A 21,777-nucleotide genomic window follows, 5' to 3' on the forward strand; every position below is an offset into this window, starting at 1 on the left:
TGGATGTATCCCCCTTCGGGATGGTGATGGACTTGCGTTTTAGGGTTGCCGTCCGGCCAGACCGGCGCGACCGTCCGACTATAGAACAGGCAACAAATCTTTAACAAGCCCCTCAGGGCCTGTTCAGGCGGATTTGCCGCATTCAGTTTCGTATGGAACTGGCGGCTCAGCCGAGAGCCTGGCGCACGCGGGCGTGTTCCTGCAGCAGGGCCTCGGGCACGCGCGGGGCATAGGTCGCCAAGTCCGCAGCGAGGGCGTCGAACTCGGCGCGCCAGCCGTCGCGGTCGAAGCCGAACAGGGCTGCGCGGGCGGCGTCGGTCAGGTCCAGGCCTGCGAGGTCGAGGTCCTGCGGCCGCGGCAACAGGCCGATCGGGGTCTCGACCGCGCCGACAAGGCCCTCCACCCGCCCGATCATCCACTCCAGCACGCGCAGGTTCTCGCCGAAGCCGGGCCACAGGAATTTGCCGTCCTCGCCCTTGCGGAACCAGTTGACGTGGAAGATGGCGGGCAGCTGCGCGCCCGCGCGGTCGAACGCCAGCCAGTGCGCGAAGTAGTCGCCGAAGTGGTAGCCGGAGAACGGCTTCATCGCCATCGGGTCGCGGCGCAGCACGCCGACCGCACCGGCGGCCGCGGCGGTGGTCTCCGAGCCCATCGCCGCCCCCACCAGTACGCCGTGGGTCCAGTCGCGCGCCTGGAACACCAGCGGCACAAGCGAGGCGCGCCGGCCGCCGAACACGATGGCGCTGATCGGCACGCCCTGCGGGTCCTCGGCCATCGGCGAGTACGACGGGCACTGGCGGGCACTGACGGTGAAGCGCGCGTTCGGATGCGCGGCCGGGCGCGTGGCCGGGTCGAACGGCTCGCCGCGCCAGTCCAGCGCCGGGGTGAGGCCGTTGTCGAGGCCTTCCCACCACGGCTGGTTGTCCGCGGTGACGCCGACGTTGGTGAAGATGGTGTTGGCCTGCACGGTGGCCAGCGCGTTCGGATTGGACTTGGCCGAGGTGCCCGGGGCCACCCCGAAGAAGCCGGCCTCCGGGTTGATGGCATACAGGCGGCCGTCGGCGCCGGGGCGCATCCAGCAGATGTCGTCGCCCACCGTCCACACCTTCCAGCCGGCGCGGCGGTAGCCTTCCGGCGGGATCAACATGGCCAGGTTGGTCTTGCCGCAGGCCGAGGGGAACGCGGCGGCGATGTAGTGGGTCTTCCCCTGCGGGGTCTGGATGCCGACGATCAGCATGTGCTCGGCCAGCCAGCCCTCCTGGCGCGCCTGCCAGGACGCGATCCGCAGCGCGTGGCACTTCTTGCCCAGCAGGGCATTGCCGCCGTAGCCGGAGCCGTAGGACTTGATCGTCAGCTCCTCGGGGAAATGCATGATGAAGCGGCGCGCGGGGTCGAGCTCGCCGGTGGAATGCAGGCCCTTGACGAAGCGGTCCTCGCGCTCGATCCGCGCCAACGCCGGCGCGCCCATGCGGGTCATGATGCGCATGTTGACGACCACGTACGGCGAGTCGGTGATCTCCACCCCGCAGCGCGACAGCGGCGAGTCGATCGGGCCCATGCAGTAGGGGATCACGTACATCGTGCGGCCCTGCATGCAGCCGTCGAACAGCGCGTCCATCTTGGCGTGCGCCTCGGCCGGCGCCATCCAGTGATTGTTGGGGCCGGCGTCCTCGCGCTCCGTGGTGCAGACGAAGGTGAGGTGCTCGACCCGCGCCACGTCGTCCGGGTGCGAGCGGTGCAGCCAGCTGCCGGGATGGGTAGCCTGGTTGAGGCGGACCAGGGTGCCGTCGGCCTCCATCCGCGCGATCAGCGCCGCGTGCTCGGCGTCGCTGCCGTCGCACCAGTGGATGGCGGCCGGGCGGGTCAGGCGGGCGACGTCGTCGACCCAGCGGTTCAGGGCATCGAGGCGGCTCGGCATACCGGCTCCTTCCGGTCGGGGTGGGTTGCAATCGATTGCAGGCGCGGGCGCGGCGGCAGGGCGGGCATGGCGCGGCCGGCGCTCAGGACGGCGGGATCAGAGTGTCCATGACGTGCTCGACGTAGGCCTCGAACTCGTCGTGGTGCAGGCGCGGCTGGTGTAGCTGCAGGCTCAGCTGCAGGAAGCCGACGTAGGCGGCATAGGCCAGGCGCGCGCGGTGCTGGGCGTCGGTGCGGCCCAGCCCGGCCTGGCGGAAGCTGGCGGCGAGGTAGTCCAGCCGGCGCTGGGAGACGCGCTCCATCACCGGGCTCACCACCGGGTGGTCGAGTGCCTTCAGCAGCTCACTATAAATAATGTGCGAGCGCGCCTCGTGCGCGACCAGCCGGAACAGCGCGCGCAGGCGCTCGCGCGGGTCGGGCACCTGCTCCAGGGCGCCGAACACCAACTCCTGCTCGGCCGCCTCCCAGCGCTCCAGGGCCGCCTGCAGCAGGGCGTCGCGCGAGGGGAAATGCCAATAGAAGCTGCCCTTGGTCACCCCCAGCCGGCGCGCCAGCGGCTCCACCGCGACCGCCGCCACCCCCTGGGTGGCGATCTGCTCGAGCGCGGCCTGGGCCCAGTCGTCGGCGCTCAGGCGCTGGCTGCGCGGGGCGGCTTGGGACATCGCAGGGAACGCCGGGTGCGGGAACGGGCCACCAGTATGCTCGAGTTTCTGCTCGATTTTCCGCGTTGACAGCCGCGCGCGCGTCGCCATACGCTCCGGTATGGACGATGACGCCGGCTTACGCCGGCCGCCGCCATCCTCACCCCGTCGCCTCCTTCGCGCACCGGATGCCGCCATGAGCACGCTCTATCCCTTCCTCGCCCTGTTGGTCGCCGCGGGCTTCGCGGCCTACCACCGCCTGCGCCTGGCCGTGTGGGCCGCGCTGGCGGCCAGCCTGCTGCTGCTGGGCTGGCTGTTCGGCGCCGCCACCGGCGCGACCCTGGTCGCCGCCGCCCTGCTGGCGCTGGTCACCGTCCTGCTGCTGGTGCCGCAGCTGCGCAAGCCGCTGGTCACCGCCCCGCTGCTGCGCTTCTACACCCGCCTGCTGCCGCCGCTGTCGGACACCGAGCGCACCGCGCTGGAGGCAGGCACGGTCGGCTTCGAGGGCGAGCTGTTCTCCGGCAAGCCGAACTGGGACGTGCTGCTGGAACAGCCGGCGCCGGCCCTGACCGAGGAGGAGCAGGCCTTCCTCGACGGGCCGTGCGAGGAGCTGTGCCGGATGGTGGACGACTGGGAGATCACCCACGTGCGCGCCGACCTGCCGCCGCAGGTCTGGGACTTCATCAAGCAGCACAAGTTCTTCGGCCTGAACATCCCCAAGGAGTACGGCGGGCTCGGCTTCTCCGCACTGATGAACCACAAGGTCATCCAGAAGCTGGCCACCGCCAGCACGGTGCTCAGCTCCACCGTGGGCGTGCCCAACTCGCTCGGGCCGGCCGAGCTGCTGATGCACTACGGCACCGAGGAGCAGAAGCGCCACTACCTGCCGCGCCTGGCCGACGGCCGCGAGGTGCCCTGCTTCGCCCTCACCGGCCCGTTCGCCGGCTCGGACGCGACCTCGATCCCGGACTACGGGATCGTCTGCATGGGCGACTGGAACGGGGCGCGGGTGCTCGGCATCCGCCTCACCCTCAACAAGCGCTACATCACCCTGGCCCCGGTCGCGACCCTGATCGGCGTGGCCTTCCGCATGTACGACCCGGACGGCCTGCTCGGCGACAAGCGCGACATCGGCATCAGCCTGGCGCTGGTGCCGCGCGACACGCCGGGGCTGGAGATCGGGCGCCGCCACTTCCCGCTCAACTCGCCGTTCCAGAACGGGCCGATCCACGGCAAGGACGTGTTCGTGCCGCTGTCGCAGCTGATCGGCGGCGAGGACTACGCCGGCCAGGGCTGGCGCATGCTGATGGAATGCCTGTCGATCGGGCGCTCGATCACCCTGCCCTCGACCGCCAGCGGCGGCGCCAAGCTCGGCGCGGTCGCGGTCGGCAGCTACGCGCGCATCCGCAAGCAGTTCGGGCTGTCGGTCGGGCGCTTCGAGGGGGTGGAGGAGGCGCTGGCGCGGATCGGCGGCAACGCCTTCGCCTGCAGCGCGCTGGCGGAGGCGACCGCCGCCGCGGTCGCGCGCGGCGAGAACCCGGCGGTGCCCTCCACCATCGCCAAGTACCACTGCACCGAAATGGGCCGGCGCGCCTCGATGGACAGCATGGACGTGCTCGGCGGCAAGGGCATCATCCTCGGCCCGCGCAACTTCGCCGGGCGCTCGTGGCAGGCCACCCCGATCATGATCACGGTCGAGGGCGCCAACATCATGACCCGCTCGCTGATGATCTTCGGCCAGGGCGCGATCCTGTGCCATCCGTGGGTGATGAAGGAGATGAAGGCCGCGCAGCTGCCGGACCCGCGCCAGCGCCTGGACCAGTTCGACGCCGCCCTGTTCGGGCACATCCGCTACGCGGTCAGCAACGCGGTGCGCAGCCTGTGGTACGGGCTGACCGCCGCGCGCATCGGCAGCGCACCGGGGGATGCCTACACCCGCCGCTACTTCCGCAAGCTCAACCGCTATTCGGCGGCGCTGGCGCTGATGGCCGACACCTCGATGCTGCTGCTGGGCGGCAAGCTCAAGTTCAAGGAATCCCTCTCCGGCCGCCTCGGCGACGTGCTCAGCCAGCTCTACATCGCCAGCGCGATGCTCAAGCGCCACCAGGACCGCGGCGCTCCCGCGGGCGACCAGCCGCTGCTGGCCTATGCCTTCCACGACGCGGTCAACAAGATCGAGACCGCGCTGTCCGGCGCGCTGCGCAACTTCCCGATCCGCCCGGTCGGCTGGCTGCTGTGGGCGTTGATCTTCCCCTGGGGCCGGCGCGCGCAGGCGCCCAGCGACCGTCTCGGGCACAAGGTGGCGGCCCTGCTGATGAGCCCGAACGACGCCCGCGACCGCCTCGCCGAGGGCATCTTCACCACCCCATGCGCCAACAACCCGGCCGGCCGCATCATCAGCTACCTGCCCAAGGTGGTGCTGGCCGAGCCGGTCGAGCGCAAGTTCCTCAAGGCGCTCAAGAACAGCGACATCGAGGCACTGGAGTTCGAGGCGCAGCTGGAGGAGGGCGTGCGCGAGGGCTGGATCACCGCGGAGGAGCGCGCGCAGTTGGAGGAGCTGCGGGCCATGACCCTGGACGCGATCACGGTCGACGACTTCGACCCCGCCGAGCTGCGCTCGGCCGGCTACGCCGCGCTGGCCGCCGCCGACGCCGCGGCCGGCGCGGCCTCCCCGCGCGCGGCGGCCTGACCCCGGGCGGCCCGCCGCTCAGCCGGCGGCGGTCATTGGCGCGTCCGCCGGGCGCGCCTCCGGCAGCAGGCGCGCCTGCCGGATCACCCCGAACGCGCCGACGGTCATGCCGCAGGCGACCACCAGGCCGGCGCCGAACACCGCCTGCGGCCCGGCCAGCGCCAGCAGCTTGTGCAGCCAGACGAAGGTGAGGTCGCCGCCGCGGTAGACCACGGTGTCGATCGCCGCGCCGGCCTTGTAGCGCCATTCGCGCGCGACCCGGGTATAGATCGTCTCGCGCGCCGGCTTGGCCAGCGCGAACTCGCTGGCGCGGGTGAACACCTGCACCACCGCCACCAGCAGCGGCAGCGGCGAGGCCGCCAGCGCCGCGTAGCCCAGCACCAGCCCGAGCGCCGGGACCAGCAGCGCCGGCGCGATCCCGAAGCGCGACAGCAGCGCGCGGGTCAGCGCCAGCTGCACCAGCAGGGTCAACCCGTTCACCGCCAGGTCGATCGCCGCGTAATAGGCCGTGGCCTGCTCCGGATCCGGATAGAAGCGGCGCACGATCGCCGCCTGCTCGTTGTACAGCAGGGTCCCGACCCCGACCCCGAACACCGTCAGCACCGCCAGCCAGCGCAGCAAGGGCTCGCGCGCGACCAGGCGCAGCCCGGCCAGCACGCTGCCGCCCATCGGCACCTCGCCGCTGGCCAGCCGCTGCGTGCGCTCGCGCGCGACCGCATAGCGGCGCAGGCGCAGCAGGCAGACGATGCACAGCAGCAGGAACCCGGCCGAGACCAGCATCAGCTGCGCGATGCCCAAACGCTCGACCAGGGCCCGGGTGAGCAGCGGACCCAGGATCGCGCCCAGGGTGCCGGCGGCGCCGATATAACCGTAGTAGCGGCGCGCCGCGCGGTCGTCGTACACGTCCGCCATGAAGCTCCAGAACACCGCGACCGCGAACAGGTTGAACACGGTGAGCCACAGGAAGAACGCCATCCCGCGCCCGGGCATGCCGCTGTCGAAGGCGAGGTAGAACAGCAGCAAGGTGGCGATGAACACGCCGTAGACCACCGGCAGGAACACCCGCCGCGGCCAGCGGCTGACCAGCCAGCCATAGGCCGGCTGCAGCACCAGCATGATCAGGAAGGTCAGGGTGAACAGCACCTGCAGGGTCAGCTCCTTGAGCGCGACCCCGTGCGCGGCGAAGAACGCGATCATCGCCGGCGGGAACACCGTGGCGGCGTCGTTGGAGGCGCCCATCGCTTCGCGCACTGGGCGCAGCAGGTAGTAGCCGCACAACAGGCTGAAGAAATACAGGAACGACCACAGCAGCGGCGGGGACTCGGCCAGCGCCCGGCGCAGGCGGCCGGCGGGAGCGAAGGCGGGGGCAGGCATCGCGCGGACACGGTGGCGGCAAGGACGCGCCACGGTAACCGTAGCCGCGGCGCATCGCCAGCCCGCGCGCGCCGCCGCCCCGAGCATTTGCTCTAGCGCGCGGGCATAGCGTCGGCCGGTCCCCGCCGCGACTGCCCGCCTTGTACGACTACATCATCATCGGCGCCGGCTCGGCCGGCTGTGTGCTGGCCCACCGCCTCAGCGAAGATCCTGCGGTCAAGGTGCTGCTGCTGGAGGCCGGCCCGCGCGACTGGCACCCCTACATCCACATGCCGGCCGGGCTGGCCAAGCTGGTCAACCGCAAGGGCGTGAACTGGGACTACCAGACCGCGCCGGAGCCGCAGCTCGACGGCCGCCGCCTGTGGTGGCCGCGCGGCAAGGTGCTCGGCGGCTCCAGCGCGATCAACGCGATGTGCTACGTGCGCGGGGTCCCGGGCGACTACGACCGCTGGGCGCAGGGTGCGCGCGGCTGGGACTGGGCCAGCGTGCTGCCCTATTTCCGCCGCGCCGAGGCCAATACCCGCGGCGCGGATGCGCTGCACGGCGGTGACGGGCCGCTGGCGGTGGATGACCTGCGCTACCACAACCCGCTGTCGGAGGTCTTCATCGCCGCCGCCGAGCAGGCCGGCCTGGCGCGCAATCCGGACTTCAACGGCCCGCAGCAGGCCGGGGTCGGGTTGTACCAGGTGACCCAGCGCGACGGCGCGCGCTGCTCGGCAGCCACCGCCTACCTCGCGCCGATCCGCGGGCGGCCCAACCTGACCGTGCACACCGGCGCACTGGTCAACCGCATCACCTTCGCCGGCGGGCGCGCCAGCGGCGTCACCTATGCCATGCATGGGCGCGCCTTCCACCAGCCCGCCGCGCGCGAGGTGATCCTCAGCGGCGGCGCGATCAACTCGCCGCAGCTGCTGATGCTGTCCGGGATCGGCCCGGCGGACGCGCTGCGCCGGCTCGGGATCGCGGTCGTGCACGACAGCCCCGGGGTCGGCGCCAACCTGCAGGACCACCTGGACATCTGCACGCTGTACCACTGCACCCGCCCGGTCAGCTACGACCGCACCAGCGAGCTGCGACTGGCCTTCGATTACTACCTGCGCGGCCACCGCGGGCCGGGCACCAGCAACCTGGCCGAGGCCGGCGGGTTCTGGCGCTCGCCGCTGGCGGCGGACGAGCGCTGCGACGTGCAGTTCCACTTCGTGCCGGCGATGCTCGACGACCACGGCCGCCACCGCCTGCCGGGCGACGGCTACACCCTGCACGCCTGCTTCCTGCATCCGCGCAGCCGCGGCCGGATCGTGCTGGCCAGCAACCGCGCCAGCGACAAGCCGCGGATCGAGGCCGGTTACCTGTCGGACGCCGAGGGCTTCGACCTGCGCATGATGGTCGAATGCGCGCGCATCTCGCGCCACATCCTGCAGCAGCCCGCCTTCGCCCCCTACCGCGGCGCGCCGATCTTCCCGGCGCGCGAGGACCTGGACGACGCCGCGCTGGCCGCCTTCGTGCGCGCCAAGGCCGAGACCGTGTACCACCCGGTCGGCACCTGCCGCATGGGCGACGACGCCGCCGCGGTGGTCGACGCCGCGCTGCGCGTGCGCGGGGTGGACGGACTGCGGGTGGTGGACGCCTCGGTGATGCCGGCGCTGCCCAGCGGCAACACCAACGCGCCGACCATCATGATCGCCGAGCGCGCCGCGGATCTGATCCGCGCGGGGTGATCCGCGCGGCCTAGTCGCCGCGGCGGCGGTCACGCCACCCGGCGTATGTGATCGCGATCAAGCCCTTGCCGCGCCTTCCTCGGCCTGTTCATGCAAAACCGTCACGCGGCGCTAGAATCGGGCCGGTCCTGACAGCCGAAGGTGGGATCGATGGGGAAGCTCGCTGCGCGCCGCCTGTGGCCTGCCGGCCTCGCCGCCACCCTGCTCGCGGTGGCGATCGGCGGCGCCAGCCAGATCGGCCACGCCTCCGCGGCCGCCCCCGCATCCACCGCACCGATCGACACCGCGCCGCCCGCGGCATCGCCCGCCGCGCCCGCCGATAGCGGCCTCGGCCTGGTGCAGCGCCCGCCGCGCCATGCGCTGGCGTTCGATCCGCGCGACATCGAACGCCTCGCCGCCGGCCTGGTCGCCAGCGGCAAGGTGCCCGGCTTGGCGCTGGCGATCGTGCAGGACGGACGCATCCTCAGCCTGCGCGGCTACGGCGTCACCGACGTGCACAGCGGCGAGCCGATCGATGCCCACACCGTGTTCCGCCTGGCCTCGCTGTCGAAGTCGTTCGCCGGCACCCTCACCGGATTGCTGGTCAACGACGGCCTGCTGCGCTGGGACAGCCGCCTGACCGACTACGTCCCGCAGTTCCGGCTGGCGCAGCCGGGCGCGGCCGAGCAGGTCACCCTCGCCGACCTGCTCAGCCACCGCGTGGGGCTGACCCGCAACGCCTTCGACCGCGACCTCGAGCGCGATGCCGACCCGCGCAGCCTGGTGCTGCGCATGGCCAATGCGCCGATGGCGTGCGCGCCCGGGCAGTGCTACGCCTACCAGAACGTCGCCTTCAGCCTGATCGGCGACGTGGTGTTCGCGGCCACCGGCCAGTTCTACGGCGAGGCGGTGGCGCGCCGGATCTTCAAGCCGCTGGGCATGCACGACGCCAGCTACGGGCTGGAAGGCCTCGAGGCCAGCGCGCGCTGGGCGCGCCCGCACGTGCGCGGCCGCGGCGGCTGGGTGCCGGTGCAGCCGAAGCCGAATTACTACCGGGTCGCGCCCGCGGCCGGGGTCAACGCCAGCATCAGCGACATGGCGCAGTGGCTGATCGCCCAGCTCGGCGACCGCCCGGACGTGCTGCCGGCGCCGCTCCTGGCCACCCTGCACCGCCCGCTGGTGGACACCCCGGTGGAACTGCACGGCAGCGCCTGGCGGCGCGCGCGCCTGACCGCGGCCGGCTATGCCCTGGGCTGGCGTGCGTTCGCCTACGCCGGGCATCCGGTGGTCTTCCACGGCGGCGCCGTGCAGGGCTACCGCGCGGCGATGGCGCTGCTGCCGGAGCAGGACCTCGGGGTGGCGATCCTGTGGAACAGCGAGAGCGCCCTGCCCTCCGGGCTGCTGCCGACCGTGCTCGACCGCGCGCTCGGGCTGCCCGGCGGCCAGTGGATCGAGGACGAGGGCGAGCCCGAAGAGCCGCTGCCGACCCTGTACGCCCGCGGGCAAGCCCCGGCCGGCGCGGACGCCTCCGCGGCGCAGGCCTCGCCGCACTGATCGGGACTGCGCAGCGCGCGCGGCGCCGGCGCGCCGACGGCCGAAAAGAAACCCCTCCCGCCTGGGCAACGGGAAGGGCTCTTGAGGATCACTGCGTGCGATCCGGACGGGCCGGATCGCCGCCGGCTCACATCGCCGGCATCGGGGTCGCCGGCATCACGACCGGCTTGGCGGCCTTCTTCGGCGCCGCCTTCTTCTTCGGCGCCGCGGCCTTCTTCGGGGCGGCCTTCTTCGCGGCCGGCTTCTTGGCAGCGGCCTTCTTCACCGCCTTCTTCGCCGCCGGCTTCTTGGCAGCGGCCTTCTTCACCGCCTTCTTCGCGGCGGGCTTCTTGGCGACCTTCTTCACCGCCTTCTTGGCGGCGGGCTTCTTGGCGGCCTTCTTCACCGCCTTCTTCGCCGCCGGCTTCTTGGCGGCGGCCTTCTTCACCGCCTTCTTCGCGGCGGGTTTCTTCGCAGCAGCTTTCTTCACGGCCATGGGATGGCTCCTCGTCAATGGATACAGCTCGGTGGATGCCCAGTTGCGAAAGACACCGCGGGTGTCGGACCCGCGATCGACCGCCGGCGCGCGGTGCGCGCCGGAACGGATGCGGTGGCGGCCGGCGATTCCCCGTCGCGGCTACCGTGCTGGACCTCCCGGTGGCACTGCCCGCCGCCTTGCCCGTGGCGGTTCCGGCGGCTGACCGAGGTCCTGCCTGCAGGGATCGCGTCGATGCGGAGGGGAGCGCTGCCGATGCCCGTCGATCCGATGCTGGCGATCGAAGTGGGCTTGCTGCCGTCGGCTGTCGCGTCGCGTCCGCTCACTTGATTCCGCAGGCCAAGTCTGCTTGGCGAAAGCTAAGCACGCTTTTTTCCACTGTCAACAACTGTGCATGCGAATGCACGCATGCGAACGCCGAAAGTCAGCATGCGCGGCACGCGAATGCACGTCGCCGCGCGCATCGAGGCCCTGCATCCGCGCGTGGCGTCCGCGCGCGCGACGCGCTGAAAGCAAGTATTGGCGCGGCTTTGCGCGCATGCGATGCGCGCATGCGCAGGCATCGTGCACGTGCGCCGGCGTGCGCATGCCGCGCCCGACGCGGCGGATGCGACTGCGCGCCGCGGGCACGCGCGCGGCGGATTTTTCGCGCCGCACAAGCGCGCTTGCGCGCGATTTGCGCGAAATCCGCGCGCGTTGCGGCGGCATCGCGGTGCGCCTGCGCCAGGCTGTGCCGCTTTCGCCGCCCGGAAAAACGAAACCCGCGGCGTCGCCGCCGCGGGTCTGCGCTGCATGCCGGCGATTGCGCGGCCCGGCGTCAGTCTTCCTCGTCCAGCAGCTCCGCGTAGGCGTCCGGATCGAGCAGGTCGTTGAGCTGCTCGGGATCCTCCAGCTCGACCACGAACAGCCAGCCGTCGCCGTAGGCGTCCTCGTTGATCGTCTCCGGCTTGTCCGCCAGCGCGCTGTTGACCTCCACCACCTTGCCGCTGACCGGCGCGTACACGTCGGAGGCGGCCTTGACCGACTCCACCACCGCGCAGGCGTTGCCGGCCTCGACCCGGTCGCCGACGTTCGGCAGCTCCACGTAGACCAGGTCGCCGAGCGCCGCCTGGGCATGGTCCGAGATGCCGACGGTGGCGCGGCCGTCGCCTTCGACGCGCACCCATTCGTGGGACTTGAGGAATTTGAGGTCGCCGGGGATCTCGCTCATGGCTGGCTCCTGGAGGGGCTGCGGCAGTGGAGGGGTGGGCAAAGTCTAGCGAAGCGCGGCGGCCGGCATCAGATGCCGGGCTGCACGGTGTTGTCGCGCACGAACGGGAAGGCGACCACCCGCACCGGGACCTCGCGCCCGCGGATGTCCACCCGCACCGCGCCCGGCTCGCCGGCCGGGATGCGCGCGAACGCGATCGCCTTGCCGATGGTCGGGGAGAACGTGCCGGACAGCACCTCGCCCTCGCCCTGCGCGGTGAGCACCCGCTGGCCATGGCGCAGCACGCCCTTCTCGTCCATCACCAGGCCGACCAACTGGCGCGGCACGCCGGCCGCGCGCTGCGCCTCCAGCGCGCTGCGGCCGATGAAGTCGCGCGGCGCGCCGTCGGCGCCGGCATCCAGCGCGACCGTCCAGCCCAGCGCCGCCTCGTACGGGGTGGTCGTCTCGTCCATGTCCTGGCCGTAGAGGTTCATCCCGGCCTCCAGGCGCAGGGTGTCGCGCGCGCCGAGCCCGGCCGGGGCCACCCCCGCCGCCAGCAGCGCGTCCCAGAAGGCGACGACCCGCGCGCCGGGCACGATCACCTCGAACCCGTCCTCGCCGGTGTAGCCGGTGCGCGCAACGAACACCTCGGTGCCGTCCGCGGTGGTGGCCGTGCGCGCGGCGAAGCGGGCGAGCTTGGCCACCGCGGCCTGGTCCTGCGCGCGCAGCAGGGCGATCACCTTGTCACGCGCCTGCGGCCCCTGCACCGCGACCATCGCCAGGTCCGGGCGCGCGCGCACCTCGACCGCGAACGGCGCGGCCTGCGCGGTGATCCAGGCCAGGTCCTTGTCGCGGGTGGCGGCGTTCACCACCAGCCGGAACCAGTCCTCCGCCAGGAAGTACACGATCAAATCGTCGATCACCCCGCCCTCGGGGTTGAGCATGGTCGTGTACAGCGCCTTGCCGGGCTTGGCGAGCTTGTCCACCGAATTGGCGAGCAGGCGGCGCAGGAACGGCCGGGTGCCGGCGCCGTGCAGGTCGACCACGGTCATGTGGCTGACGTCGAACATGCCGGCGTCGCGGCGCACGCGGTGGTGTTCGTCCACCTGCGAGCCGTAGTGCAGCGGCATGTCCCAGCCGCCGAAATCGACCATGCGCGCGCCGAGGGCGCGGTGGCGCTCGTGGAGGGGGGTCGTGCGGCTCATGCGGGATCCTGCGCTGGGAAAGCGGCGATTATCCCAGAGCCGCCGGCCGCGGGCGTCACTCCACCGGCGCGAGCGGCGCGACGGTGAGGGTCATGGCGTCGGCCGCGACCACCCGCACCGCAGTGCCGGCCGGCAGGTCGGGACCGGTCACGTCCCAGTAGGCGTCCGCGATCTGCACCCGCCCGCGGCCCTGCACGATCGCCTGCTCGAGCGTGACCACCCGCCCGACCAGCGCCGCGCTGCGGCGGTTGAGGGTCGGCGCATCCGCGCGCCGGGCGCGGTCGCGGAACCAGCGCCGGTACGCGAGCACCGCGAGGAAGCCGAGCACCACGAACGCCGCGGCCTGCACCAGCAGCGGCAGGCCGGGCAGCAGCAGCACCAGCAGGCAGACCGCGGCCGCCGCCAACCCGAGCCAGAGCATGAACGCGCCCGGCGCCAGCGCCTCGGCCGCGAACAGCAGCAGCGCCAGCGCCGCCCAGGCGAACACGTCCCAGCGCACGGCTCAGGCCCGTTCGGCCGGGGCGCGGCGCGCGCCGCCGGCGTCCGCCGCCGGCTGCAGCGCCTCGCGCGCCAGCCCGGCGATCCCGGCCAGCGACCCGAGCACGCCGCTGGACTCCATCGGCAGCAGCACGAACTTCTGGTTGGGCGCCTCCGCCAGCGACTTGAACGCCTCGATGTACTTCTGGGCGACGAAGTAGTTGATCGCCTGCACGTCGCCCTTGGCGATCGCCTCGGACACGGCCTGGGTCGCGCGCGCCTCCGCCTCGGCCAGCCGCTCGCGCGCCTCGGCGTGGCGGAACGCGGCCTCGCGCTCGCCCTCCGCCTCCAGGATCTTCGACTGCTTCTCGCCCTCGGCGCGCAGGATCGCGGCCTGGCGCAGGCCCTCGGCCTCCAGGATGTTGGCGCGCTTCTCGCGCTCGGCCTTCATCTGGCGCGCCATCGAATCCACCAGGTCGCGCGGCGGCTGGATGTCCTTCAGCTCGATCCGGTTGACCTTGACCCCCCAGGGGTGGGTCGCCTCGTCCACCGCGCGCAGCACCTTGGCGTTGATCTCGTCGCGCTTGGACAGCGACTCGTCGAGGTCCATCGAGCCGATCGCGGTGCGGATGTTGGTCATCACCAGGTTGAGGATGGCCACGTCCAGCTGCGCCACCTCGTAGGCGGCCTTGGCCGCGTCCAGCACCTGGAAGTAGACCACCCCGTCCACCTTCACCACCGCGTTGTCCTTGGTGATGACGTCCTGGCTGGGCACGTCCATCACCTGCTCCATCATGTTGATCTTGCGGCCGATGCCCTGGTACAGCGGGACCAGGAAATGCAGCCCGGGATCGAGGGTGTGGGTGTACTTGCCGAAGCGCTCGACCGTCCACTCATAGCCCTGCGGCACGGTGCGCACCGCCTTGGCCAGCAGCACCACGCCGGCGAACAGCAGGATCAGGGTCAACGCGAAGCCCATGGCAGTCTCCTCCCCGGTGAGGCCGCCAGTATAGGCAGCGCGGCGGCGCTGGTGCCGACGCGCCGCGCCCCCGGCCCTCAGCGCGCGGGCGGCGATGCGGGCGGCGCCGGCTCCACCCACTGCGCGAACACCGCATCGATGGCGGCCGGCGTTGGCGGATTGCCGGCCTGTGCCTGCGCCGCCTGCGCGAACAGGGCCTCGATCAGGGGCATGCCGTCGACCCCGGCCCTCACGTGCACGCCCGGCGGCTGCGCCAGCCCGCGCGCCCAGCGTGCGCGCACCTGCGCCCAGTAGCCCGCGGTCGCCTCCCAGTAGGCGCGCGCCGGCGCGAAGTCCACGCCCTGCACCCGCCGGTAGTCGTTGAAGCCGACCTCGCGCACGAGCGGGTGGCGACCGCCCTCCTTGCCTGGCGCGAGCTTGGTGCTGAACTGCTCGTGGGTCCAGCCGCCCGGCACGATGGTGTGGCGGTGGACGCTCTCCAGCACGTCGTAGTCGTGGCGCTTGGTGTATTCGCGCCGCGGCAGCGGCCGCCAGACCGGATCGCTGGTCCAGGTCGAAACCCCGTCGGCATGCGTCCAGCGGCCGGTTCCGCAGTAGCGCGGCGCGTCGTCCACCTCGTACACGCACTGGGTCCAGGCGCCGGCGGTGACCGCGGCCGGCAAGGCGCGCACGCGCCAGGTCTCATCGCCCACGTACTCGAAGCGCGAGGCCGCCTGCCACGTCCAGTCCTGGCGCCAGTGCTTGGTCACCCGCCCGCTGCGCGGATCCAGCAGCAGATGCTGCAGCACGATCCGGCCGGGCCGGTCCTCGACCACCGTGACCCATTCGCTGCCGCGCGAATGCTGGGCCGGAGCGCGGGTATACCCGGGCTGCAGCAGTGCGGTCTCCTCGAACGCGAAATCGACCGCGTACTCGCCCTGCATGGCCAGGATGGCGCGGCGGTCGGCCTCCGGCGGCGCATCGGCGAAGGCGACGGGCGGCTGCGCACAGGCCGCAGGCCACACGAGGGCGGCAAACAGGACGGGCAGGATCCGGGCGGGCAGGCGCTCAGAGGAAGGCATCACGGCAGGCTCCTGGAGGGGGTGAGGGAGGGGGGGCATCGCCGGGCAATGCCGATGGGAATGCGGGGGCAGCCTGTGGCGGCGACAGCCCCTCGCGGATGCCTTCGCCACGCAGCAGGCGCTGCGCGACCTGCAGGCCGAGCGCGGACAGCGGCGGCTGGCTCGCGGCCAGCAGCGTCCCGCCGCCGATATCCCGGCGCACATGGAAACGCAGCACCGAGGCGCGCCAGCGCGGCCCGCGCAGTTGCACGCGCAGTCGCCGCCACAGGCGCTCGCGCACGCCCTCGCCGGCAGCACGCGGCGCGGCCGGCGCCAGCCCCGCCGCGAGCTCGTCCCAGGCGAGGAAATCGGTGTCCGGCAGCAGGCACAGGCGCCAGCAGCAGGCCCCGCGCGCATCGTGGAATTCGAGCGATTCGCGCAGGCCGTCGCTGTCCAGCTCGCAGCGGCATTCGGCGCGCACGGCCTGGCGCCAGCCGTCGAGATCCCCGCCGGCTTCCCGCCGCGACAGGCACAGCAGCGCGCCGAGCGCGGCCAGTTGCGCCGGATGCGGCATCGGTGCGCATGCCGGCACCGCCTGTGCGCGACCGGCGGCGGCGCGCCCGCGGTCGGGGAGCGCGGCGGCGGCCGCGTGCGGCGGGATCAGGAGCGGGACAGGCAGGCGCATGCAGCAGGCTCCGGTCGGGCGGAGGGCTGCGCGCTGGCGCCCGGCGCGGCGCTGGCTGGCATACCGCGGCGGCGGCCGCGGCGCTGGGATCGGGCAGTGGGCTTACGGCTTACTTGGTGAGGATCAGCTTGCCGTTGCGGGTATGGCACAGGCGGTAGGTCTGGCCGGCATGCCGGATCCAGACCTGGCGCTGCCCCTGCAGCAGGCGGTCGCTGTCGAGCACCGGCGGCGTGCCCGGCGGCAGGGGCGCGACCACGGGGGACGCGGGCGTGGCGGGCGTCGGACGGACATCGAGGGGCATCACGAGGCTCCTTCGGGGGACCCGAAGGAAATGATAATGATTCGCGTTACGTAGTCAAGCGCCCTCGCCCGACAGCGGCGCGAAGCAGGCCTCGACCCGCTCCCAGGCCGCCTCGTCGAGCTGCGCATGCACCTGCAGCGCGTGCAGGTTCTGTGCCAGCTGCTCGGGGGTGGACGCGCCCAGCAGCACACTGGAGACATGCGGATTGCGCAGGCACCAGGCGATCGCCAGCGGCGCCGGCGCCACCCCGAGCTCGCCGGCAACCGCCGCGAAGCGCTGCAGCGCCTGCCGGCGCGCCGCGTCCAGGTTGCGCTGCAGCCAGGTGTAGCCCTCGCGCCCGAGCCGGCTGTCGGCGGGGACTCCGGCGTTGTACTTGCCGGTCAGCAGGCCCGAGGCCAGCGGCGAGAAGATCGTGGTCCCAAGCCCGTACTGCGCGTACAGCGGCGCGTACTCGGCCTCCACCCGCCGCCGCTCGAGCAGGTTGTACTGCGGCTGCTCCGCGACCGGCGCCTGCAGCCCGTGCGCGCGCGCCAGCGCGCAGGCCTCGGCGATGCGTTCGGCCGGCCACTCGGAGGTGCCCCAGTAGAGCACCTTGCCCTGGCGCACCAGCAGGTCCATGGTGGTGACGATCTCCTCGACCGGCACCTCCGGGTCCGGGCGGTGGCAGAAGTACAGGTCGAGGTAGTCCACCCGCAGCCGCCGCAGTGCGGCGTCGCAGGCATCGCGCAGGTGCTTGCGCGACAGCCCGCGCTGGGTCGGGCGCGGGGCATCGACCGCACCGAAGTAGGCCTTGCTGGACACGCACCAGCCGTCGCGCGGCAGGCGCAGGTCCGCCAGCACGTCGCCCATCACCCGCTCGCCCTCGCCGTTGGCGTAGGTCTCCGCGTTGTCGAAGAAGTTGATGCCGTGGTCCCAGGCCATCGCCACCAGTTCGCGCGCGACCCCGCGACCGACGTGCACCCCGAAGGTGGCCCAGGCCCCGAACGACAGCACCGACAGCGGCAGGCCGGACGCCCCGAGGCGGCGGTAGAGCATGCTGGACTCCTTGCATACGTGTGATCGGGACCAACGCGCATTCTAGGCGGGTGGCCGTTGGTTCAGCGTGCATCCCGCAGCAGCACGCCAGGTGCCCGCACGACCGCGGCGCGCACCAGCAGGTGCACCATCCCCGCGGAGAGCAGGGCGAGTGCGCAGGCGGCGAGCGTCACCCGCAGCACGCTGCCGCCATCGAGCATGCCCAGCGCGAATCCGGCCGCCACGGCGAGCGACAGGCCCAATCCAGACCAGAGGGTGGCGCGCAGCAGGTGCAGCGTCTCCTGCCGCCCCAAGGGCACCGGATCGGCACCGACGGCCAGGTGGACCGCCAGCATCGGCAGGCGGGCCTGCAGCGCGATCCGCGCCAGTGCCAGCACCGCCAGCAGGAACTGCAGCCCGATCAGCAGTGCTAGAAGCAGGCTGCCGAGCGAGGCGAGAATGGCCTGATGCAGGCGTCGCCGCACCAGATCGGACAGCGCATCCAAGCGCCAGGCCTGTGGCCGCAATGGCAGCGCGGCGATCGTGCGGGCGATCGCAGGCGCCGAGCGCGCGGCGGCGGCCGTCGGGTTCGCGCGCAGCAGCCAATACAGGGTGCGCGGCCGCCCTGCCTCCAGGGTCGGCAGTTCGCGCAGGGGCAGGAAGGCGACAGCGGTCGAGGCCAGCGGCTCGCGGGCGTCCGCCCGCATGCGCGCGATCTCGACGACGCCGGCAACGGCGCGATGGTTGTGCCACCCGCGCACGCCGGCCGCCGCCACCGGGCCGGGGACACGCTGGCCCGTCACCCAGGCGCGCCCGGGGAACAGCACCGCGGCGGCTTCGCGATCGAGCAAGGCTTCGCTGCCTGCGATGGCGTCCAGCCCATGTCCCTGCAGCCGCCGGAACCGCAGCAGCTGCAGGAAGGCCGGCTCGGCATAGCCGATGCTCAGCGTGTAATCGACATGCTGGCTGCGCGCGGCCGCATCGCCGCGGATGCGCAGGACATAGTCGCCGCCCTCGCCCGTCCGCCCACCGACCAGTTCACTCGCCTCGGCATAGGCGGGCCCGGCGTAATGCACGACGTCCACCGTGGCAAGGTCGAGCGGCGCGAGGCTGCCGACACCCAAACGATGCAGCCCCGGCAGGCGCGCGAGGCCCGCCGACAGACGATCGGCGGAGTCGAGCACGGCCGCCGCCGGCAGGCCGGGCGGGAATTGCACCTGCAGCTGCAGCAAGTCCGCCGGACGAAGCTGGCGCGCCGCCTGCCAATCCGCCCATGCCCGCAGCGCGAAGGGCACGGCCCAGGCCAGGGCGATCGCCGCGAGCACGTACAGCAAGCCCTGCAAGGCCTGCAGGAACCGGTTGCGCCAACCCGCCAGCCCGCTGCCGCGCGCATTGCGCCACAGTCCGGCGTCACCGCCACCGATCCGGACCGAGGCCCGGGCCGCCCCGCCCATGACCCACAGGGACATCACCGACAGCCACGATGCCGCGGCCAACGCGACGAACGCGGTTCCGATCCGCATGGCCGCCGGCAGCCATCCGCCCTGCGCCAGCAAGGCCAGGAGCGCGAGGACGGCCAGCAGCGAAACCGCCGCTACCAGGCCGGCGGCGATCCGCGCTTCACTGCGCGCGTAGGCGGTGACGTCGCGCGGCGGAACACCCACCGCCGCAAGCACGAACTGTTCGTGTCCATGCTGGCCGAACCGCGCGATGAGCAGCATCCACAGCACCAGCAGCTGCACCGCCCAGGCGAATGCCGCGACCATCGCCAGCACCAGCGCAGGCCGCACCAGGCCGGCGCGCACGAAGTCCACCAGCGGCTGCACCCGGACCTGCAGCGGACGCCCATCCACCTCGATGCCCAGGGCGGCCACCTGCCGCTGCAGGCGCGCGCGCAGGCGGGGCCGAGGCAGATCGCTGCGCGCCAGCAATACGGCCTCCACGCGTGCCTGCCGGGGCAGGCCGCCCAACGGATCGGTCCGGGTCTCGTAGCCGGCCACGGCGGACCCGCCCTGCTGCTGCAGCAGCGGCAAAGGCGCGAGCGCGTCCGCCGCGAGGACACCCGAGACCCGCAGCGGCCGCCCTTCCATCTGCAGGAGGCAGTGGCTACCCATGGCCGCCGGACAACGGTCCCGCGCGAACGGCGCCGTCAGCACGACCTGGCCGCTGTCCGGCGCCGGCGGCGAACCGGTCTGCAACGGCGGGTGCAGCAGCGACCAGAAGCCCGGCGAGACCTGCAACCACATCTGCGGCTCGGCGCTGCGGCCATCGGCGACCGGGCGCAACGTCCGCCGCACGAGTGCCAGGCGTACGCCGGCCGGCGGCAGGGCCTGCAGCCGCTGCAGGGCCGCGACCGATGCCTGCACCGGGGCAGACATGGAGGCGTCGTCCTGCGCATGCAGCCAGACCGCCCACAGCTGTCCGGCCTGCGGCCAGGCATGGACCTGCCAGTGCAGCATCAGCAGCCAGGCCAGCGCAAGCGCGAGCACCGCATTGCCGAGGCCGGCCAACAGCACGACCAACAGCGCCTGCCCCGGCGTGTGCATCCAGCGTCGCCAAGCGGTGCGGCGGCGATGCCGGCGCCATCCTGCGCGCCCGCGCGTTTCACGGGTCGCGGGCATCCAGGCGCCCATCGCGCATCCGCAGCTGCCGCTGCGCACGCGCGGCGCAGGCCGGATCGTGGGTGACCAGGCAGAGCGTCTGGCCGGCGGCATGCTGCGCGCTCAGCAGATCCAGCACCTGAGCGCTGCTGGCGCTGTCGAGATTGCCGGTCGGCTCGTCCACCAACAGCAGTGCCGGCCGGTTCGCCAGCCCGCGTGCGATCGCGACCCGCTGCTGCTGGCCACCGGACAGCTGCGCAGGCAGATGGTGCAGCCGGTGCCCGATCGCCAGCGCGTCGGCCAGCTCCTCGACCCGCTCGCGGACGGCGCCCTCGGCCATCCCGAGATAGCGCATCGGCAGTGCGATGTTGTCGTACACATCGAGGTCGGCCAGCAGGTGGAAATACTGGAACACCATGCCGATGGCCTGCAGCCGAAGCGCGGCGCGCGCACGTGCGTCCAGCCGGTGGCAGGGTTGCCCGCGCAACCAAATCTCGCCGGCATCCACCGGCTCCATCAGGCTGAGCACCGCCAGCAGGGTGGACTTGCCGGAGCCGGATGCCCCCATGATCGAAACGAACTCGCCCTGGCGCAGCACCAGTTCCACATCGGCCAGGGCCTGGGTCAGCACCGTTTCCGTGCGGTAAGCCTTGGCCAGCCCCCGCGCCCGCAGCAGCACCGACGGGTCGTCCGCAGCGGCATTCACGGCGCAGGATCCATTTCGTCGGGTGCCAGCGCAACGCGGTCACCGGCGCGAATCGGGGTCTCCGGCGGCAGCACCAAGACGCGGCCGATGCGGCGCAGGCCGGCCAGCTTCAACGTTTGCAGCCGGCCGTCGCGTTCCCAGAACACCCGCGACGGGCCGCTGTCCAGCGGGTCCAGATCCGACGGAACGAACAGCACCTGCCGCAGGCGCCCGAGCACGATCTCCGCCTGCACTGCCAGGCCGTTGCGCGCCTGCGCAGGCATCCGCAACGGACGCACCCGCACCGCGACCAGGCCTTCGACCGCATCCGGCGCGATCCCGGCTACGCGCCCCGGCACCTGCTGGCCATCCGGCATCCGGATCAGCGCCGGCTGGCCGACCGCCAGCCGGTCCAGGGCCCGCTGCGGGACCATCACCCTGACCATGTTCGGCAGCAGCGGGCCGATCTCGAGCAGCGGCGCCCCTTCGGAGACGCTGTCACCCAGCTTGACCATCACCCGCTTGACCACGCCGGCCGCCGGCGCACGCACGTCCGCGGCGGCGATCTTGGCGTCCAGCTGGTGCAGGTGGACGCGTGCGAGCGACAGATCGTCCTGGCCCAGGCGCTGCTGGCGTGCAAACGCCTGCTGCTCCATCGCCGCGAGCCGGCGCGCGGCGTCCGCCGCGGCCTGGGCCTGGTCCACCCGCGCCTGTGCCTGCGCATACTGCAGGCGCGAGACGATCTTGTCGGCCAGCAGTTGCTGCATCGCATCGCGCTCGACCTGCGCCGTCTTGAGGGCGATCCTGGCCTCGCGCTCGCGCAGCCGCGCGGCCTCGACCGCCTTGGCGTTCTCGCCCAGGCGCTGCGCGCTGCCGAATTCGGTGCGCTGCAGGTCCAGACGGGCGCGATCACGCTCCTCGAGCAACGCAGGCACCGCCAGCTGCAGCAGCGACTCACCCGGTGCAAGCCGGCTACCTGGCGATATCGCCAGCCGTTCGACCCGGCCGGCCACGGGCGCTGTGATCAGGCGCTGCTCGTCGGAGACGAACTCCCCCTGTCCCTCGACCGTCTCCTCCAGATCGCCACGAACCACGGTGGCCAGTACCACGCCGTCCGGCAACGCGGCATGCTGCCGCCATACTCCGATCCCCAGCCCCAGGAACGCCAGCAGGCCGAGCGGCAGGCCCCAGCGCAGGGCCGCAGGACGCAGGCGAGCGGGGGACTGGCCATGCGGGCGGTCCATGCGCGGTGCTC

19 protein-coding genes are annotated in these 21,777 nt (G+C 72.5%); 3 read left to right on the forward strand and 16 right to left on the reverse strand.

What is annotated here, in order from left to right; translation table 11 throughout:
* Positions 1-166: 166 nt before the first annotated feature.
* The gene (locus ML340_RS07230; protein WP_240098187.1) at positions 167-1,918 is read right to left on the reverse strand and encodes a phosphoenolpyruvate carboxykinase (GTP); all 1,752 of its coding nucleotides are present in this window, start codon (positions 1,916-1,918) and stop codon (positions 167-169) included.
* Positions 1,919-2,000: 82 nt separating this feature from the next.
* On the reverse strand, positions 2,001-2,579 hold the full coding sequence (locus ML340_RS07235; protein ID WP_240098189.1) for a TetR/AcrR family transcriptional regulator: 579 nt from the start codon (positions 2,577-2,579) through the stop codon (positions 2,001-2,003).
* A 175-nt stretch (positions 2,580-2,754) separates the two neighbouring features.
* On the opposite strand from ML340_RS07235, the gene ML340_RS07240 reads away from it, so the two are divergent.
* Positions 2,755-5,247, forward strand: a complete 2,493-nt coding sequence (locus ML340_RS07240; protein ID WP_240098191.1) for an acyl-CoA dehydrogenase — start codon at positions 2,755-2,757, stop codon at positions 5,245-5,247.
* Positions 5,248-5,265: 18 nt separating this feature from the next.
* Here ML340_RS07240 and ML340_RS07245 read toward each other — a convergent pair whose 3' ends face one another.
* The gene (locus ML340_RS07245) at positions 5,266-6,621 is read right to left on the reverse strand and encodes an NTP/NDP exchange transporter (protein ID WP_240098193.1); all 1,356 of its coding nucleotides are present in this window, start codon (positions 6,619-6,621) and stop codon (positions 5,266-5,268) included.
* A gap of 140 nt (positions 6,622-6,761) precedes the next feature.
* On the opposite strand from ML340_RS07245, the gene ML340_RS07250 reads away from it, so the two are divergent.
* Together ML340_RS07250 and ML340_RS07255 are read left to right on the forward strand one after the other, a co-directional pair.
* On the forward strand, positions 6,762-8,339 hold the full coding sequence (locus tag ML340_RS07250; RefSeq protein WP_240098195.1) for a GMC family oxidoreductase: 1,578 nt from the start codon (positions 6,762-6,764) through the stop codon (positions 8,337-8,339).
* 150 nt (positions 8,340-8,489) lie between these two features.
* A complete protein-coding gene (locus ML340_RS07255) occupies positions 8,490-9,872 on the forward strand; it encodes a serine hydrolase domain-containing protein (protein ID WP_338064419.1) in 1,383 nt (460 codons plus the stop codon).
* Positions 9,873-9,999: 127 nt separating this feature from the next.
* On the opposite strand, the gene ML340_RS07260 is transcribed toward ML340_RS07255, so the two are convergent.
* The 13 genes from ML340_RS07260 to ML340_RS07320 form a co-directional block, all read right to left on the reverse strand.
* Positions 10,000-10,347 (reverse strand): hypothetical protein, encoded by a 348-nt coding sequence (locus tag ML340_RS07260; protein ID WP_240098197.1) that lies wholly within the window; start codon positions 10,345-10,347, stop codon positions 10,000-10,002.
* 381 nt (positions 10,348-10,728) lie between these two features.
* Positions 10,729-11,055 carry a hypothetical protein gene (locus tag ML340_RS07265; protein WP_240098199.1) on the reverse strand — a complete coding sequence of 109 codons (327 nt, stop codon included), beginning with the start codon at positions 11,053-11,055 and terminating at the stop codon, positions 10,729-10,731.
* Positions 11,056-11,164: 109 nt separating this feature from the next.
* Positions 11,165-11,557, reverse strand: a complete 393-nt coding sequence (gene gcvH, locus ML340_RS07270) for a glycine cleavage system protein GcvH (RefSeq protein ID WP_240098200.1) — start codon at positions 11,555-11,557, stop codon at positions 11,165-11,167.
* A 68-nt stretch (positions 11,558-11,625) separates the two neighbouring features.
* Complete coding sequence (gcvT, locus tag ML340_RS07275; protein WP_240098202.1) at positions 11,626-12,741, reverse strand: glycine cleavage system aminomethyltransferase GcvT; 1,116 nt, start codon at positions 12,739-12,741, stop codon at positions 11,626-11,628.
* Positions 12,742-12,796: 55 nt separating this feature from the next.
* Positions 12,797-13,240, reverse strand: coding sequence for an NfeD family protein (locus ML340_RS07280; protein WP_240098205.1), 444 nt, complete (start codon positions 13,238-13,240; stop codon positions 12,797-12,799).
* Between the two features lie 3 nt (positions 13,241-13,243).
* Complete coding sequence (locus tag ML340_RS07285; RefSeq protein WP_240098207.1) at positions 13,244-14,197, reverse strand: SPFH domain-containing protein; 954 nt, start codon at positions 14,195-14,197, stop codon at positions 13,244-13,246.
* Between the two features lie 77 nt (positions 14,198-14,274).
* Positions 14,275-15,258, reverse strand: a complete 984-nt coding sequence (locus ML340_RS07290; RefSeq protein ID WP_240098209.1) for a DUF6607 family protein — start codon at positions 15,256-15,258, stop codon at positions 14,275-14,277.
* On the reverse strand, positions 15,245-15,922 hold the full coding sequence (locus ML340_RS07295) for a Hemin transport protein (protein WP_240098211.1): 678 nt from the start codon (positions 15,920-15,922) through the stop codon (positions 15,245-15,247). The genes ML340_RS07290 and ML340_RS07295 overlap by 14 nt, the downstream gene beginning before the upstream one ends.
* A 109-nt stretch (positions 15,923-16,031) precedes the next feature.
* Positions 16,032-16,223: a hemin uptake protein HemP gene (gene hemP, locus ML340_RS07300; protein ID WP_240098213.1), complete on the reverse strand. Its 192-nt coding sequence runs from the start codon at positions 16,221-16,223 to the stop codon at positions 16,032-16,034.
* Between the two features lie 54 nt (positions 16,224-16,277).
* Complete coding sequence (locus tag ML340_RS07305) at positions 16,278-17,258, reverse strand: aldo/keto reductase (protein WP_240098215.1); 981 nt, start codon at positions 17,256-17,258, stop codon at positions 16,278-16,280.
* Positions 17,259-17,320: 62 nt separating this feature from the next.
* Positions 17,321-19,870 (reverse strand): hypothetical protein, encoded by a 2,550-nt coding sequence (locus tag ML340_RS07310; protein WP_240098217.1) that lies wholly within the window; start codon positions 19,868-19,870, stop codon positions 17,321-17,323.
* On the reverse strand, positions 19,842-20,543 hold the full coding sequence (locus ML340_RS07315) for an ABC transporter ATP-binding protein (RefSeq protein WP_240098219.1): 702 nt from the start codon (positions 20,541-20,543) through the stop codon (positions 19,842-19,844). The genes ML340_RS07310 and ML340_RS07315 overlap by 29 nt, the downstream gene beginning before the upstream one ends.
* A complete protein-coding gene (locus ML340_RS07320) occupies positions 20,540-21,766 on the reverse strand; it encodes an HlyD family secretion protein (protein WP_240098221.1) in 1,227 nt (408 codons plus the stop codon). Before ML340_RS07320 ends, ML340_RS07315 begins: the two co-directional genes overlap by 4 nt.
* Positions 21,767-21,777: the final 11 nt, after the last annotated feature.

Origin of the sequence: Thermomonas flagellata (assembly GCF_022419185.1) — a bacterium.
GTDB classification, from domain to species: Bacteria; Pseudomonadota; Gammaproteobacteria; order Xanthomonadales; family Xanthomonadaceae; genus Thermomonas; species Thermomonas flagellata.